At 62.5% G+C, this 15,722-nt stretch carries 12 protein-coding genes; 8 read left to right on the forward strand and 4 right to left on the reverse strand.

Translation table 11 applies throughout. The features are described 5' to 3' along the window. Positions 1 to 33: 33 nt before the first annotated feature. Positions 34 to 816, reverse strand: a complete 783-nt coding sequence (locus RPMA_RS14105) for a DsbA family protein (protein ID WP_211907804.1) — start codon at positions 814 to 816, stop codon at positions 34 to 36. A gap of 299 nt (positions 817 to 1,115) precedes the next feature. On the opposite strand from RPMA_RS14105, the gene RPMA_RS14110 reads away from it, so the two are divergent. The 5 genes from RPMA_RS14110 (at position 1,116) to RPMA_RS14130 (ending at position 7,100) form a co-directional block, all read left to right on the forward strand. Then, positions 1,116 to 3,158 (forward strand): methyl-accepting chemotaxis protein, encoded by a 2,043-nt coding sequence (locus RPMA_RS14110; protein WP_211907806.1) that lies wholly within the window; start codon positions 1,116 to 1,118, stop codon positions 3,156 to 3,158. Between the two features lie 114 nt (positions 3,159 to 3,272). Further along, positions 3,273 to 4,238, forward strand: a complete 966-nt coding sequence (locus tag RPMA_RS14115; protein WP_211907808.1) for an MBL fold metallo-hydrolase — start codon at positions 3,273 to 3,275, stop codon at positions 4,236 to 4,238. A gap of 48 nt (positions 4,239 to 4,286) precedes the next feature. Further along, positions 4,287 to 5,312, forward strand: a complete 1,026-nt coding sequence (locus RPMA_RS14120) for an adenylate/guanylate cyclase domain-containing protein (protein ID WP_211907810.1) — start codon at positions 4,287 to 4,289, stop codon at positions 5,310 to 5,312. Between the two features lie 200 nt (positions 5,313 to 5,512). Beyond that, the gene (locus RPMA_RS14125) at positions 5,513 to 6,508 is read left to right on the forward strand and encodes a Bug family tripartite tricarboxylate transporter substrate binding protein (protein WP_211907812.1); all 996 of its coding nucleotides are present in this window, start codon (positions 5,513 to 5,515) and stop codon (positions 6,506 to 6,508) included. A 109-nt stretch (positions 6,509 to 6,617) separates the two neighbouring features. Continuing rightward, entirely contained in the window at positions 6,618 to 7,100 is a 483-nt protein-coding gene (locus tag RPMA_RS14130) for a MaoC family dehydratase (protein ID WP_211907814.1), read from the forward strand. Here the strand turns inward: RPMA_RS14130 and RPMA_RS14135 are convergent. The 3 genes from RPMA_RS14135 to RPMA_RS14145 form a co-directional block, all read right to left on the reverse strand. Further along, positions 7,070 to 8,320, reverse strand: coding sequence for a PepSY-associated TM helix domain-containing protein (locus tag RPMA_RS14135; RefSeq protein WP_211907816.1), 1,251 nt, complete (start codon positions 8,318 to 8,320; stop codon positions 7,070 to 7,072). The genes RPMA_RS14130 and RPMA_RS14135 overlap by 31 nt on opposite strands. Before the next feature lie 98 nt (positions 8,321 to 8,418). Further along, positions 8,419 to 10,698: a TonB-dependent receptor gene (locus tag RPMA_RS14140; RefSeq protein ID WP_249225175.1), complete on the reverse strand. Its 2,280-nt coding sequence runs from the start codon at positions 10,696 to 10,698 to the stop codon at positions 8,419 to 8,421. A 222-nt stretch (positions 10,699 to 10,920) separates the two neighbouring features. Next, positions 10,921 to 12,330 (reverse strand): M48 family metalloprotease, encoded by a 1,410-nt coding sequence (locus RPMA_RS14145; protein WP_211913657.1) that lies wholly within the window; start codon positions 12,328 to 12,330, stop codon positions 10,921 to 10,923. Between the two features lie 124 nt (positions 12,331 to 12,454). Between RPMA_RS14145 and RPMA_RS14150 the strand changes: the two genes are divergently transcribed. The 3 genes from RPMA_RS14150 (at position 12,455) to RPMA_RS14160 (ending at position 15,696) form a co-directional block, all read left to right on the forward strand. Beyond that, entirely contained in the window at positions 12,455 to 13,642 is a 1,188-nt protein-coding gene (locus RPMA_RS14150; protein WP_211907818.1) for a pyridoxal phosphate-dependent aminotransferase, read from the forward strand. A gap of 8 nt (positions 13,643 to 13,650) precedes the next feature. Further along, positions 13,651 to 14,238: a biotin transporter BioY gene (locus tag RPMA_RS14155; RefSeq protein ID WP_211907820.1), complete on the forward strand. Its 588-nt coding sequence runs from the start codon at positions 13,651 to 13,653 to the stop codon at positions 14,236 to 14,238. Positions 14,239 to 14,358: 120 nt separating this feature from the next. Further along, positions 14,359 to 15,696: a dicarboxylate/amino acid:cation symporter gene (locus tag RPMA_RS14160; protein WP_211907822.1), complete on the forward strand. Its 1,338-nt coding sequence runs from the start codon at positions 14,359 to 14,361 to the stop codon at positions 15,694 to 15,696. Positions 15,697 to 15,722: the final 26 nt, after the last annotated feature.

Raw genomic sequence — 15,722 nt, forward strand, 5'->3', positions numbered from 1 at the left:
CGGCTTTTCGATCGCTGATCGTCTTTCAGGCGCTTACGAGCACACGGCCTTGCCGCAACGCGCCTGATTGATCTTTTCCTTCAGCGCATCGACGCCGACAGCGCCGATCACCACCTGATTGCCGATCACATAGCTCGGCGTACCGTTCATGCCCATGCTCTCGGCGAGCTTGAAGTTTTCCTCGATGGTGGCGCGCACTTCGGGGCTGGCCATGTCCTTTTCTAGCTTCGCCATGTCGAGGCCGGCTTCCTTTGCGGCTGCCATCGAGCGCGCCTTGTCGGCCTGGCCGCGGCCGGTGAGCAGCTTCTGGTGGAAGTCGAGATACTTCTTGCCGGTCGGGTCCTGCATGCGCACGGCGACGGCCACCTGGGCAGCTTCCACCGAGCCCGGTCCGAGCACCGGGAATTCCTTGAGCACGACCTTCAGCTTCGGATCGGCCTTCATGATCGTCACCATGTCTTCCATGGCGCGCTTGCAGTAGCCGCAATTGTAATCGAAGAACTCGACGAAGGTGACGTCGCCGTCCTTGTTGCCGATGGTGACACCGCGCGGCGACTTGAAGATCAGATCGGCATTGGCGGTCACCGCCGCCTTGTGCTTCTCGGCTTCAGCCGCGGCCTGGCGCTTCTGCAGTTCGGCGGACACCTCTTCGAGGATTTCCGGATGCTGCAGCAGGTAGTCCTTCATGATCTTCTGGATTTCGCCGCGCTGCGCATCGTTGAAGGCCGGCGCAGCCGACTGCGCCGACGCAATGACGGGCGCGCCGCACAAGGCAAGCGCCACGGCGGCAGAAGCGAGAAGGCGAAAGGTGCGCATGGGTTCGTGATCCTTTGGGGGAGTGGATTCGCAGGAAAGGCAAATCGGCCGAAAACTGCTTAGCATCCTGCGCACAGAATACGCGCAATTTATGAACCCATCTTCGGACAAATCGTCGTGGGTTGGGACGGTCCCATTAGCCGTGCCTGACAGTTGTGCGACACGCTCAAGCATAGGCCCATGCCGGAACCGAATACCTTCCTTGACGCGGAATTAAGAATATCAACCTACGAAAGCGCGGGGTTGAGGAAGGAACTTCTATGCGCGTTCGTGTGCTTTTTATGCTGTGTGCCTCTGCAATGGCGTCGATCATTGCCATTGCCGGTGCGGTTTTCATGGTCCAGCAGTGGGGCGATTATCGCAACGCCAGCGAAGCCGGCCATCTGGCGCGCGCGACGGCTGCCGTGCTGCGCACCACCGAGCAGATGTCGGTCAGCCGCGGTCCCCAGAATGTCTCGCTGATTGCCGATCAGCCCGCGGCGGCACCGGCTTTGAGCGCCATTGCTGCCGCCCGCAAGGCGCTGGGCGACGAATTCTCCGCCGCCCGCGCCGCTATTGCCGCGACGACCTATCCCGAGCAGCAGCGTGCGCTCGCCGCCCTCGATAAGATCGGGCAGGACCTGAATGAGATCTATGGTCAGCTCGATCGTGCCTATCCGCAGCCGCGCGCCCAGCGCGATCAGGCGCTGTTGCGCGATTACGTGTCGCGCATGTTGCAGCTGCAGACCGCGCTCGACCGGGTGGTCAATGGTCTCGAGCGCAATGCCGCCGCCGCCCATGAGAGTGTCGGCAGTCTGATCCAGATCGCGCGGCTGTCCTGGGACATGCGTGACGCGGCCGGCCGCCGCGCCAGCTACTTCACCCGCGCCGTCGGCAACAGCAAGGGGCTGAGCACCGCCGACATCCAGGGTGTTGCGGAAGCGACCGGTGAAATCCGTCATGCCTGGGCGCGCCTGCAGGCGACCATTGCCCAGCTCGGCGACGATGCCGGCCTCGCAGCCATCGTGAAGTCCACCGAAGGCAAGTTCTTCGGCGAGACGGACGCTTTTATTGCCGAGATGACGAAGAAAGGCCTCGCCGGTACTGATTACGGCGTTTCCTTCCAGGACGTGCTGAAGCGGCTTGTCGGTCCCGCGCAATCCGCTATGGCCGTGCGCGATGCCGTCATGACCAAAGCCGCGGATCTCGCGGATGTGGCCAAGCGCCAGGCGCTGATCCATCTCTCCATCGTGGCCATCGGCATGGTGCTGGTGGGGCTGCTGGTGGTCGGAGTCACCATGCTGTTCGTTCGCCGCGTGGTGAAACCGCTGGTCGAGACCACCCATGCGATCACCCGTCTGGCCGAAGGCGACCGCGACATCGAGGTGCCCGCCCGCGGTCGCCGCGACGAGATTGGCGAAATGGCGGAAGCGCTGGAAACCCTGCGCATCAACGCCATCGAGGCCGCGCGTCTTGAGGCCGAACACCGTGCCCAGCAGGAGGCCCGCGAAGCCCGGGCCGCGCGTATCGATGCGCTGACAGCCGAATTCGACACCGCGAGCTCCGAGGTCATTTACGGCGTCGGCGCTGCTGGCGAGGACGTTCGACGTGATGCCGAGGCCACCTCGCGCCTTGCCAGCGGTTCGTCCGAGCGTGCCACCAATGTCGCAGCCGGCGCCGAGGAAGCCTCGGTCAGCGTCAGCACAATTGCCAGCGCAGCCGAAGAGATGAGCGTCGCTGTCACGTCGATCGCCGAACGGCTCGAGACCTGCGCCTCCATTGCCGCCGAAGCCGTGCGTGAAGTCGGCGATGCCGACCAGCGCATCGTCGGCCTCGATCATGCGGTTGCGCGGATCGGCGATATCATCAAGTTCATCCAGGACATTGCAAGCCAGACCAATCTGCTTGCGCTCAATGCGACCATCGAGGCGGCACGCGCCGGCGATGCCGGCAAGGGCTTTGCAGTGGTCGCCGGTGAAGTGAAGGCGCTGGCGACACAGACCGCCAAAGCCACCGACGAGATCACCGCACAGATTGCCAGCATCGAGACCGAGACGGCGGCCGTGGTGCAGGCCATCAAGGGCGTCTCGCAGACCATAGGTCGCGTCGATGCGGTCACCGCTGATATCGCGGCCTCTGTCTCGCAGCAACGCACGGCCACCAGCGAGATCGCAGCCAATGCCCAGCAGGCAGCAACCGGCACCAAGGACGTGTCGTCGAATGTCGGCGCCGTCTCGACCGCCATGTCGGAGGCGGAAGCCGCCGCGCTGCGCATGATCGCCAAGGCCGATGATCTCTCGACGCGCTCTGGCGATCTGGCCCAGCGCATCTCGCAATTCCTCGGCGCCGTTCGCGCGGCGTAACGGGGGAGTAGGATGGGTCGCGCGTCGCGAGACCCATCACCATAAATGCCGGAATTGATGGGTATCGTTATGCGCGACCCACCTTACGGCTTCGACCAACCAAGGACTACGACGATGACGCTCGACCGCCGCACGCTTCTGCAACTCTCCGCCATGGGGGCCATCGCAGGCTCGTCAATGCTATCCACTGCACAGGCACAGACCGCAGCTCCCGCACCCGCCGGCAAACGCAAGGCGCGCTGGATCTGCCTCGGCACCAAAGGCGGCCCGCGCGTCGGCCTCGGCCGCTCCAATCCCGCCAATGTGCTGATTGTCGATGACGTGCCCTACGTGGTTGATTGCGGCCCCGGCGTGTCGAAGCGCCTGGTCGAAGCCAAGGTGGCGCTGCCGGACGTGCGCTATGTGTTCGTGACGCATCTGCATTCAGATCATGTGCTGGAATACGGCAACATGGTCTATGGCGGCTGGTCGGCCGGCCTCAATCATCCGGTCGAGGCCTTCGCGCCGATCGGCATGGAAGCACTGACCAAGGCCTATTGGGAAAGCATCAAATTCGACGTCGATATCCGCATTGCCGATGAAAGCAAGCCGGACCCGCGCAAGCTGCTGGTCGCCAAGGACATCAAGGACTCCGGCATCGTCCTGGATAACGGCAAGGTCAAGGTCACTGCTTTCAAGACCCCGCATCCGCCGATCACCGAAAATTTCGCCTACAAGTTCGAAACCCCGGATGGCGTGTTCGTCTATGCCTGCGACACCAGTTTCAATCCGGCGCTGGCGAAATTCGCCGAAGGTGCGGATGTGCTGATCCATGAGACGATCTATGTGCCCGGCGTCGACAAGATGGTGGCCCGCGTCAAGAACGCCGCGACGCTGAAGGAGCACCTGATCGCGTCGCACACGACCACCGAGGATGTCGGCAAGATCGCCGCCATGGCCAAGGTCAAGAAGCTGGTCATGACCCATTTCGTGCCCGGCGATGATCCGACCATCACCGACGAGATGTGGGCGGCCGACGCCAAGAAGCACTATAGCGGCCCGATCGTGGTCGCGAAGGACCTCATGGAAATCGAGCTGTAAGCTTCGATCTGCTATATCCTCCCATCGGCCAGGCCGGTGGGAGGGACCATGAACGCCAGACTCGAACGGAAATTGCGGGTCATCGTCATAATCGCGGCGGCAGGCAGCTTTGCCGGCGCGGTGTTCGCCGCCACCCATGGGCTGCCGCTGCTGCCTGGTGTGGTCACGGGTCTGCTGATCAGCTCGATTCTCGGCGGCTTCGAGATTCTCATCTTCGACGGACCGGTGCGGGCCTGGCTAAACGATCGCTCCTTCACCGCCAGCCTGCTGATCAAGAGCACCTTCTATGCGACGGTGATCCTCACGGTTCAGTGGTTTCCGATCGTAGAGTGGATTCTGGGTAGACGTCCCATGCTCGGCATCGACACGTTCTGGTCGTCGCTGCTCTATTCGGTCGTCGTCTCCATTATTGTCAACCTCGCGCTCGCCATCACCAATCTTGTCGGCGGGCGTGCGCTGCTGAATTTCTTCACCGGCCGCTATCACGCCCCCGTCGAGGAAGAGCGCTTCGTGCTGTTCGTCGATATCGCCGGATCCACCGGGCTGGCGGAGAAGTTCGGCAGCCTCGGTATCCATCGTTTTCTTGATCGCACCTTTCGCGAGTTGTCGCTTCCCGTCGTTGATCACCGAGGGGAAGTACTGGCCTATGTCGGCGACGAGATGATCGTCACCTGGACCAAACGCGAAGGTGCGAAGGATAGCCGGCCGCTGCGCTGCTTCATGGCCATGCGCGACGAGCTTGCGCAGAAATCCGGCTATTTCGAGCGTGAATTCGGCGTTGCACCGCGCATCCGCGGCAGCTTGCATTTCGGCCCGGTGATCATCGGCGAAATCGGCGACGTCAAGCGTGCCATCGTGTTCAATGGCGATGTGATGAACACCACGTCGCGGCTCGAAGCACTCAGCCGCGATATCGACGGCGGCTTCGTCGCATCGCGTGCGGCTATTGCGCAGTTCAAGTCGCCGCTGCCTGTTGCCATGCGCGATCTCGGTCGTCTGCCGATCCGCGGTCGCATGGATGGAATCGATGCGATGGGGCTGGAGGAGACCGCACAGCGGATCACCGCAGCGTAATTCTCGACACGCAAGCGGTGACGTCGCTGCGTGATGCATCCATGCCGAACATCTTCTAGATGAAGTGTCTCGTCTCACGGAATTGCGCAATCAGGATTTGCGCGGTCACGGCTTGCTCCGCCTTTTCATTGTCATGCGAGCATGGCAAGCGGTGCGCAGTTTCAAACACGCAAGACGATCTCACGATCCGGAGGACGACCATGACAACCACGGCTTTGCTCACTCGGCGCCGATTGATGACTGCAAGCGCGGGTGCCGCAGCTTTGCTTTGCGCGCCTTCGCTGGTGCGCGCCAACTCATGGCCGACAAAGCCGATCCGCATCCTCGCGGGCTTTGCCGCCGGCGGCCAGACCGATCAGTTTTCGCGCGCCTATGGTGATTACATTTCGCGCGAGGTCGGGCAGACCGTGGTGGTCGAGAACAAAACGGGCGCAGGCGGCGCGCTGGCGGCTGTCGAGTTGAAGCGCTCGGCGCCCGATGGTCACACGCTGATGATCACCAACACCACCACCTTCATGCTCAATCCCGTGCTGATGAAGGATATCCGCTACGATCCGCTGAAGGATTTTGCGATGATCTCGATGATGCCGAGCGGCAGCGTGCCGCTGTTCGTCAGCGAGAAAGTGCCGGCGAAGACGCTGGCCGAGTTCATCGACTATGCGAAGAAGTCCGGCAAGGTGAATATCGGCACTTACGCCGCGGGATCCTATGCGCATATCGTGGTCGCCGAACTCAACAAGCAATACGGCCTCAAGATGGAAGCGATCCATTATCGCGGCGAGGCGCCGATGTTCGCCGATCTTGCCGGACAGGCCATCGATGCCGGCATCGGCACCTATGTCTCGGCGATGCCGCTGCTCGATGCCGGCAAGATCAAGACCATCGCCACCTCGCGGCGTCGCATTCCGTCACTGCCGGATGTAGCAACGTTCAAGGAGCAGGGCATGACCTCGCGCGCGACTGAATTGATGACGTTCCAGGGTTGCGTGGCGCCGACCGGCACGCCGCAGGAGATCGTGACGAAGCTATCGGAACTGATGGTCGCAGCGGGCAAGACCGATCGCATCCAGGAGATGCTCAAGAAGCAGGGCATCGACGAAGCCGCAATGACGGTGGCCGCGAGCCAGAAGATCTACAAGGAAGAAGCGCCGGTCTGGGCCGAACTCGCCGGCAGCCTCGGGCCGGTGGCGCAGTAACGTCAGCTGCGTAGGGTGGGAAAAGCGCAGCGTGCCCACCTCAATCAGCGTGCATTTGAAGGTGGGCACGCTTCGCTTTGCCCACCCTACACTTTGAAAGGGACTGCCGATGTCGCCCCCCTTCGATCCCGCGCTTCACCGGCGGCACGCCAATCGCTGGTTCGATGACTTCAAGCTTGGCGAGCGTTCTGTCTTGCCGAGCCGGACCATGACCGATGCGCTGTTCCTCGCTTTCCAGAGTGCCAGCGGTGACAACCATCCGGTGCATTATGATGTCGAATATTGCCGCCGCCGTGGCATGCCGCACATGCTGGCGCACGGCTACCAGATCCTGATTCAGACCGCGGCCGGCGCCGGTGACTTTCCGTTCATGGTGGAAGACAGCCTGATCGGCTTCCTCGATCAGTCCTCGCGCTTCCTGCTCCCGGTCTACAGCGGCGACACGCTGTATCCCGCGCTGGAGATCACGGGGCTGACGCCCACCCGCACGACCGGCGTCATCGGCATCACCTCCACCGTCCATAACCAGGCGTCGAAACTGGTGATGGAAGGAACGCAGCGTTATCTGGTGAGACGCAAGCCTGCGGGTTGAGCCTGAAGATCGGATGTCGCACGCGCAGCTTTGGCCTGCTTCCGCTTCTCGCTGATCAGCCGGGCCTTGCGCTTCTTCCACCAGACATAGAGCCCGGTATAGGCGCTGATCGCCAGCGCCAAACCAATGATCGCGACGAAGATGCGATAGGGCAGGCCGAACACTTTCGCCATATGCAGCGACTGCAGCCAGCGGCTCACCGTGTCGCCCGAATATTCGCCAGTGGGAATGCGTGTGTGCAGCAGGGCGCCCGTGCGGGCATCGATGAACACACCGGTCTGACCGCGGTCGTTCTGCACGTCGCGCGATGTGTTGGCGTAATAAATATAGGTGTCGAGCCGGCGGTTGTAGAAAAGCTGGCTGCGGAAATTGACGGTGAAGCCTTCCTTCGACGCCACCTCATCCATGGTGCGGACGGCGATGGCGTAAGCCTGCCGCCAGTCGAGCAGCGGCTTGCTCGTATCGGGCTTGCGCGGTTCCGGATTCTTCCTGAAGTCGAGGAACGTGGACATCACGGGCGTATAGACCTCCTGCCGCAGGTTGAGCATCACGCTCGACCACGCGAACAGGAACAGCACGCCCCACAGCCATAGTCCGGAGGCGCGGTGGATGTCGTAATGCAGACGATAGGTCGAGGCGCTGCGCTTGATCAGCCAGGCCGGCAGCCAGCGCCGCCAGAACGGCGAGATGCGCGGGAAGGTGGAGACGATGCCGACCAGGCAGTTCACCGTCCATACCAGCGCGACGATGCCGAAGAACCATTCTCCGTAAGGCCGCGGCAGCGCCAGTGCGTAGTGCAGCTTGTAGATAAAGCCGATCAGCGTGGTGCGGTCAAACGGCGTCGCGCCATATTTGCGGATGCCGAGCAGGCGGCCGTCATAAGGATCGAGAAAGGCCTGGTCGGCATCGGGCAGAGTCTTGTCGCTGCGCGCCAGATTGAAGCGCACCGAACGATCCGGTTCGCGCAGGAACGGGAAGCCGGAGATCTGGTAGCCCGGCAGTGCGGCGATGGCGCGTTCATGCAGGTCGAACGGATCGAGCATGGGCGCCGGTTGCCCGTTCGCATCGACGCGCGCGGGCACCACATATTGCCCGGGATTGACGAGGGCTTCGAGTTCCTTCTCGAAGGCAAGCAGGCTGCCAGTCACGCCAGCGATAATGAGGAACACCGCCGTGAACAGGCCCGTCCATTTATGGATGAAGACCGAGAACGAGATCATGGGCGCCATGCCTCAGGGCGCACGCAGGCCGGGCGTCGAAACAATCCGGTCCTGCATGCGTCAGTTGTCATGGCATCACGTTCCGTGATCGTCCCGCATTAGAAGCGGAACGTGGTGGAAGCAAGATAGGTCCGCGGTGCGCCGAGATAGATCTGTCTATCCGATGAACTGGTCATCCAGAAGGCGCTGTTGGCAACGTTCTCCACCGCGAAGCGCACGGTGATGGGCTTGCCGTTCCACGGTGATGCAAACGTATAGCGCGCGCCGAGATCGAACCGGGTCCAGTTCGGGATCAGGTACTTGTTCGCCGCATCTGCAAAGGCATCGCCGAAATGGATGGCACGGCCGGTGAGCGTCAGGCCATTGATGAAGGGCGTGTCCCATTCGGTGCCGAGGCTGACCTGCACGTCGGGAATGCCGAGCGAACGCTTGCCGTCATTGGTGCCGTTCTGCGTCCGCTCCTGTCGGGCGTCCATGAAGGACGCGCCGCCGAGCAGGCGCCAGCCGGGCGTGAGTTCGCCGAAAGTGTTGATCTCGACGCCGCGATTGCGGTTGATGCCGTCGATGGAGAAGGTCGGAAGCTGCGGCAGCGGATTTGAAATGCTGATCTGCGCCGGCTGCGAGATGTCATAGGCGGCCACCGTCGTGGTGAAACGGCCCCAGTCCACCTTCACGCCCATCTCATGCTGCGTGGATTTGTAGGGCGGGAAGACCTGGCCGCTATTCTGGTAGGTCTGGTCCACGATTGTGCCCATCTGCAGGCCTTCGATATAGTTCGCATAGACCGAGACGTTTTCCAGCGGCTTGATGATGAGCGTGAAGGCCGGCGACCACGCGGCGGCGCTGTAGCTCGACGTGCTGACGCCGGCTGCATTGAAGGCGTCTTGCGCGACTTCCTGGCGGCGGATGCCTGCGGTGAACTGGATGCGTTTGTTCCACACCGACATGGTGTCGGCGATGCCATAGCTGTTCAGCGAGCTTGTATTGGCCTTGGTCACCGCCGCCAGCGGGATCGCCTGGAACGGCGACGGTGTCGGATTATAGATGTTCGACGATACTGCGGTGCCGTTGGTGCGCGAGCCGTCGATCTGGTTGCTCCAGAGCGTGGTGTTGAAATTGATCTCGTGGAGCACTGGGCCGGTTTCCACCGTGGCGCGGAAGCCCGCCTGTTCGGTGTGGTTGTGGCGGTCTTGACGATTCACGAAAGGCGAGGCCGTCGTGTCGCCGCGGGCATTGATGATGGTCGGGTTAGAGATGATCGGCGTAATCGCGTTGTCGAAGAAGCCGCCGCCGCCATAGATGGTCAGCCAGTCGGTGACATCCACTTCGGCCTGGAATAGCGCCGCCGTGTTCTCACCCTTGATGCCGGTCCAGGACGGATTCCAGAAATTGGTCGGCGAGGGCGGTGCCGGTACGCCCGGCAACGTGTTCGCCAGTGTGTTGCGCGCGCTCAGCCCGCTGCCGCTAAATTGATTGTAGAGAATGTCGGCGGAAACGCGCACGCGCTCGCCGCGATAATCCAGAGCCAACGCATGGGATTCGTCGCGCAGGCTTTGATTGTCGACCTCGGTCTTGCCGTCGCGATAGCTGCCATTGTAGCGGATGCCGTATTCCTTGTGCTCGCCATAGCGCTGGCCGACATCGAGATGCACGCCGCCCTGGCCGCGGGAGGCGAAGGAGGTGGTGAGCTCCGCGATCGGCTCGTTGCGCGCGCGCTTCATCACCAGGTTGATGGCGCCGCCGATGCTGTCATCCGGCGACTGGCCGTTGAGCAGGCCGTTGAGGCCCTTGATGACCTCCACGCGCTCGACGGCATCGAGGACGTTGAAATTGTTGTTGCCGATCAGGCCGAAATAGCCGTTGAAGCCGACGCTGGAATTTCCGAGCAAGAAGCCGCGGATCACCGGCTGTTCGCGGCCGATATTGCGCGGCAGCGCCGAGGCCACCGAGGGATCGTTGAGCAGCACGTCGGACAGCGTGCGCGCCTGCGTGTTCTCGACCAGATCCCGCGTGTATGTCGTCTGGTTGAACGGCGTATCGAGCACGCCGCGATTGCCGAGCAGACCGAGCTGTCCGCCGTTCGCCACCTGCCCACCGGCATAGGACGGCGTCAATGCGCCGACGGTGCCGCGGCCGGGCACGATATAGGGCACCGGCGCAACCTGCTGCAGCGGCGCTGCCGCACGCCGCGGCGCTGCGCGCGTGGCCGAAGCACGGCGCGACGGCGTGGAGCTGCGGGTGCTCGGTCGTGAGGGTTCATCGACACTGATCGCGGGAAGAGTCAATTGCGCCAGCACCGGCATGGCGGAATCGATCGACAATGCAAGAGTGCTCACGGCACCCAGACAGATCGTGCGAGTCAGATAGTTCAATTTCACGTTTTGGCACCCCAAGTCACCGCCGCCTTGTGCGGCGTTGGGGATGCGCTCTCACAAAACAGGAGCTGCTGCCTAGAGGATGCGAGTTAGAACCAATCGAGATCGAAGATTGTGTGTCAGCATGTTGCTGCGACGCCACGCCACATATGTTGGCGGTTACGAAAATGTCGCGCCATGCCTGTTTTTAGAGAGGTTCCAGTGAGGGGAGGCTGAAAGAGCGACTCAATTCTTGCCCGCCACCTTCGCCGCAATGATGTCATCCGCCTTCACCCAGCCGGGCGTACCCACGGCAAAACGTGCCTTGGCACGAGAAGCCAGATCGCGCGCGGTTTTGTTGTCGCCACGCAAGAATGCGGCCTGCGCCGAGGCGAGGTCGGCTTCCGCGAGTTCGCCCTTGCGGCCGTATGCCATGGCGAGCTGCTGATAGCCGGCGGGGGCTTCGCCTTCACGGGCAATGGCGCCCTTGAGAATGCGGATGGCTTCGTCCGTATAGGCGTTGTTGCCCGATGCGATCAGCGCCTGGCCGAGCATCATCTCGATCAAAGGCGCATTGCCTGCGAGCTGCACCGCGCGGCGAAGCGGTGGGATGGCTTCATTGGGTTTGCCGCCTTCGAGAAAAGCCTGGCCGCGCAGTTCGTAGAAGTACGGGTTGTTCGGTTGCGCCTTGATGAGCTGGTCGATCTGTCCGATGGCGACGGTGAGATCGCCATGACGATAGGTGGAGATGGCACGGGCATATTGCGCGGGCAGGCTGGTGTCCGATGGCGGATAGCGCCGCATCACGGTGTCACGTTGCTCCATGAAGCCCGCGGTCTTGGCGCGCATCAGTTCGTGGCGCAGCACCAGCGCTGGATCGTCCTTCTTGTCCCAATAGGGGCTCGATTTGGCGAGACCTTCGAGCGCCGCGACGCGTTCGCGCGGCATCGGATGCGACTGCATATACGGGTCGGCGCCGCGCGATGCGAACAGGCTGTCGGACGAGAAGCGCTGGAACGTCTCATACATGCCCTTGGACGACTGACCGGTCTTGTTGAGGAAATTGACGCCGGCGCGATCGGCATTTTCCTCGTGCTGGCGCTGATAGGCCAGCATCGTGTTCATCAGCATCGCCTGGGGAGCGGCGATGGCTGCGGCACCCACATTGCCCAGATTGTTATTGGTGCTACCGCCGCGCGCACCGGCCGCCATGGCGCCGACGCCGAGCAGCATGGCAACGATCATCTGGGTCTGCGCCTCGGCGAGGCGCTGGCGCAGCTTTGACAGATGGCCGCCGGCCAGATGGCCGGTCTCGTGGGCGAGCACGCCGATCAACTGGTTCGGCGTCTGCGACTGCATCAACGCGCCGTGGTTGACGAAGATGCGTCGGCCGTCGGCGACGAAGGCGTTGAAGCTCGCATTGTTGATGATGACGATCTGGATGTTCTGCTTTTCCATCCCCGCCGCGCGCAGGATCGGGCGCGTATAGTCGCGCAGCAATTGCTCGATCTCGGCATCGCGCAGCAGGCGCATGCCGCCTTGCTGGGCGCTTGCCGCCATCGGCGTCAGCGTGATCGCGGCGGCCGTGAGCAGGGCAGTCAGCCTGGAGAACAGCCGGGTTGCAGCTTTTTGAGGCTGCAGGTGCAGGTCTTTCATCATTGGCCGGGGTTCGAATTCGCGATAGACCGGTACAGTTCAATATTGCGGCGGGAGCGCGGCGTGGCTCGCCCGTTGCAGATGCTTGTTGCCGCGCAGATAGCAGATTTCCAGGCCCGATACGATGTCCGATACGATCCTCCGTGCCCGCGCCAATCACTTGCTTGCGGCGTCCGGCCGCAGCGATGTTCCTTCTTTCATGGTGATGGACGTAATGGCTGCGGCCGCCCGGATCGAGGCGGCGGGCGGCCACGTCATCCATATGGAGGTCGGCCAGCCGGCCGCGCCCGCGCCGCAGACGGCGATCAAGGCGGCGCAGGCCGCGCTGGCGCGCGGGCAGGTCGAATATACCGCGGCACTCGGTATGCCGTCGCTGCGCGCCCGTATCGCACGGCACTATCGCGACACCTACAAATGCGATGTCGATCCCGAACAGGTCGTGGTGACCATCGGCTCATCCGGTGCGTTCATTCTTGCCTTTCTCGCCCTGTTCGAGCCCGGCGATCGCGTTGCCATCGCGGCGCCGGGTTATCCGCCGTATCGGCATATCCTCACCGCGCTGGGCTGCGAGCCGGTGCTGATCGAGACCCATGCCGAGACGCGCCACGCGCTCACCGGCGAAGCCTTGCTCGAAGCCCATCGCAAGAAGCCCTTGAAGGGCGTTCTGGTCGCGAGCCCCGCCAATCCCACCGGAACGATGATGTCGCGCGAGGCGCTTTCCGACCTGATCGCCGCAGCCGAGAGCGAAGGCATCCGCTTTATCTCGGATGAGATTTATCATGGCCTCGACTACGCATTCCCGGCGGTCACTGCCGCCGAATTGTCGCCGAATGCGCTCGTCATCAATTCGTTCTCGAAATACTTCTGCATGACCGGCTGGCGCGTCGGCTGGATGGTGGTGCCGCCGTCGCTGGTGCGCTCCATGGAACGTCTGCAACAGAATCTATCCATTTCGGTCCCGACGCTGTCGCAGATCGCTGCCGAGGCGGCGTTCGACGGGGCGGCTGAGATGGAAGAGATCAAGCACGGCTACCAGGAAAACCGCCGCATCCTGACCGCTGGGTTGCCGCAGGCAGGCCTCAGCAATTTCCTGCCGGCAGACGGCGCGTTCTATCTGTATGCGGACGTGTCGGCGTTCACGGATGACAGTTTCGCATTCGCCAAACAGATGCTCGAACAGGCCCATGTGGCCGTAACGCCGGGCGCCGATTTCGATCCGTTCCACGGCAAGTCTTTCATCCGCCTGTCCTATGCGCGGTCGAGCGACGAGATGCAGGACGCGGTGACGCGGATCCGGAAGTGGCTGGCATGAGCATGGACATGGTTAGATCCCCGATCGCGGGCGTCCTGTGGCCAGCCAGCGGCACACGCACCTCCGTCGTGCGGCGTGCGGCCATTCTTGCCGTGGCGGGCGTCGTGCTGCTCGCGATTTCGGCCAAGGTGAACCTGCCGCTGCCTTATGTGCCGATGACATTGCAGACGCTGGTGGTGCTGATGATCGGCGCCGCCTATGGCTGGCGGCTCGGAACGGCGACGATCGTTCTCTATCTCGTTGCCGGCGGTTGCGGATTGCCGGTGTTTGCCGGCCCGACCGGTGGCCTGAAGCCGCTGTTCGGTCCCACGGCCGGCTTCCTGTTCGGCTTCGTCGTCGCGGCATTCCTGACCGGCTGGCTTGCCGAGCGCGGCTGGGATCGGTCGGTCGGCTGGTTGTTCGTGGCCATGGGGATCGGCCATGTCATCATCCTCTCCATGGGGTGGGGATGGCTGGCATTGGGCGTTGGTCTCGGGCCGGCGAAGGCGCTGATCGTGGGCGTGACGCCGTTCCTGGCCGGCGCGCTGCTCAAGAACGCGATCGGCGCGTTGCTGATTCCACTCGCGCATGGTGCGGCGGCTCGCCGCAACAACTAGGCGTGTATTCGACCAATTTCTCGCCTTATCGGATATTTTATTCCGTATGGCGGGTTGCGGGTGCGACATTATTGCGTGTAAGGACCCCCAGTTTTACGACGAACTGGGAGACAACGTTCAATGTCGATGACAGCAACGGCCGCCAGCCCTGGCGCCTCAGAGGTGAAAAAGCCCTGGTACACGGTCCTCTACATCCAGGTGCTGATCGCCATCGTCATCGGTGTGCTGATCGGCTGGCTTGAACCGCAATTCGCCACCAATGACTGGATCAAGGCGCTCGGCGACGGCTTCATCAAGCTGATCAAAATGGTGATCGCGCCGATCATCTTCTGCACGGTGGTCTCGGGCATCGCGCATATCCAGGACGCCAAGAAGGTCGGCCGCGTCGGCATCAAGGCGCTGGTCTATTTCGAGATCGTCTCGACCTTCGCGCTGGTGCTCGGCCTGATCATGGGCAACCTGTTCCAGGTCGGCCATGGGCTCACCGCGAAAGTCGATCCGACCAATGCTGCCGTCGCCGGTTACGTGAAGCAGGCGGAAGCGCAGAAGTCGGTCGACTTCGTCCTCCACATCATCCCTGACAGCGTCGTCGGCGCCTTTGCCCGCGGCGATATCCTGCAGGTGCTGCTGTTCGCGATCCTGTTCGGCTTCGCGCTGATGGCGCTCGGTGAGCGCGGCCACAAGCTGCGCGACATCATCGACGAGACGTCGCATGCCGTGTTCGGCGTCATCGCCATCGTCATGAAGGCGGCGCCGATCGGTGCGTTCGGCGCCATGGCTTACACCATCGGCAAGTTCGGCCCGGCCGCGCTGACCAATCTGTTCAGCCTGATCCTGCTGTTCTACGGGACCGCATTGCTGTTCGTGGTCGTCGTGCTCGGCATCATCGCGCGCATCGTCGGCTTCAACATCTTCAAGTTCATCCGCTACATCAAGGATGAGCTGCTGATCGTGCTCGGCACCTCGTCATCGGAAAGCGCGCTGCCGCAGCTGATGGAGAAGCTGCAGCGTCTCGGTTGCTCGAAGTCGGTGGTCGGCCTCGTGGTCCCGACCGGCTATTCGTTCAATCTCGACGGCACCAATATCTATATGACCCTGGCGACCCTGTTCATCGCCCAGGCACTCGGCGTGGAATTGTCGTTCGGCCAGCAGATCACCATCCTGATCGTCGCGATGCTGACCTCGAAGGGCGCCTCGGGCGTCACCGGTGCCGGCTTCATCACACTGGCAGCAACGCTGGCCGTGGTCGATCCGCGCCTCGTCCCGGGTATGGCGATCGTGTTCTCCATCGACAAATTCATGAGCGAGGTCCGTGCGCTCACCAATATCACCGGCAACGGCATCGCTGCCGTGTTCGTGTCGTGGTGGGAAGGTGAGCTCGACAAGGACACGATGCACGCCAAGCTGAACCAGGACATCGATCCCTCCGATGTCGAGACGGCGATCACCACGGGCTAAGCGAAGACGAACCTTGCAACATGAAA

The sequence above is a fragment of the Tardiphaga alba genome, from assembly GCF_018279705.1.
Classification (GTDB): Bacteria; Pseudomonadota; Alphaproteobacteria; order Rhizobiales; family Xanthobacteraceae; genus Tardiphaga; species Tardiphaga alba.

Bases quoted from the DNA above. Each gene is read 5' to 3' on its own strand.
- RPMA_RS14105 (WP_211907804.1), bottom strand. From the start codon at position 816: ATGCGCACCTTTCGCCTTCTCGCTTCTGCCGCCGTGGCGCTTGCCTTG.
- RPMA_RS14150 (WP_211907818.1), top strand. From the start codon at position 12,455: ATGTCCGATACGATCCTCCGTGCCCGCGCCAATCACTTGCTTGCGGCG.
- RPMA_RS14145 (WP_211913657.1), bottom strand. From the start codon at position 12,330: ATGAAAGACCTGCACCTGCAGCCTCAAAAAGCTGCAACCCGGCTGTTC.
- RPMA_RS14125 (WP_211907812.1), top strand. From the start codon at position 5,513: ATGACAACCACGGCTTTGCTCACTCGGCGCCGATTGATGACTGCAAGC.
- RPMA_RS14160 (WP_211907822.1), top strand. From the start codon at position 14,359: ATGTCGATGACAGCAACGGCCGCCAGCCCTGGCGCCTCAGAGGTGAAA.
- RPMA_RS14120 (WP_211907810.1), top strand. From the start codon at position 4,287: ATGAACGCCAGACTCGAACGGAAATTGCGGGTCATCGTCATAATCGCG.
- RPMA_RS14155 (WP_211907820.1), top strand. From the start codon at position 13,651: ATGGTTAGATCCCCGATCGCGGGCGTCCTGTGGCCAGCCAGCGGCACA.
- RPMA_RS14115 (WP_211907808.1), top strand. From the start codon at position 3,273: ATGACGCTCGACCGCCGCACGCTTCTGCAACTCTCCGCCATGGGGGCC.
- RPMA_RS14110 (WP_211907806.1), top strand. From the start codon at position 1,116: ATGGCGTCGATCATTGCCATTGCCGGTGCGGTTTTCATGGTCCAGCAG.
- RPMA_RS14130 (WP_211907814.1), top strand. From the start codon at position 6,618: ATGTCGCCCCCCTTCGATCCCGCGCTTCACCGGCGGCACGCCAATCGC.
- RPMA_RS14135 (WP_211907816.1), bottom strand. From the start codon at position 8,320: ATGATCTCGTTCTCGGTCTTCATCCATAAATGGACGGGCCTGTTCACG.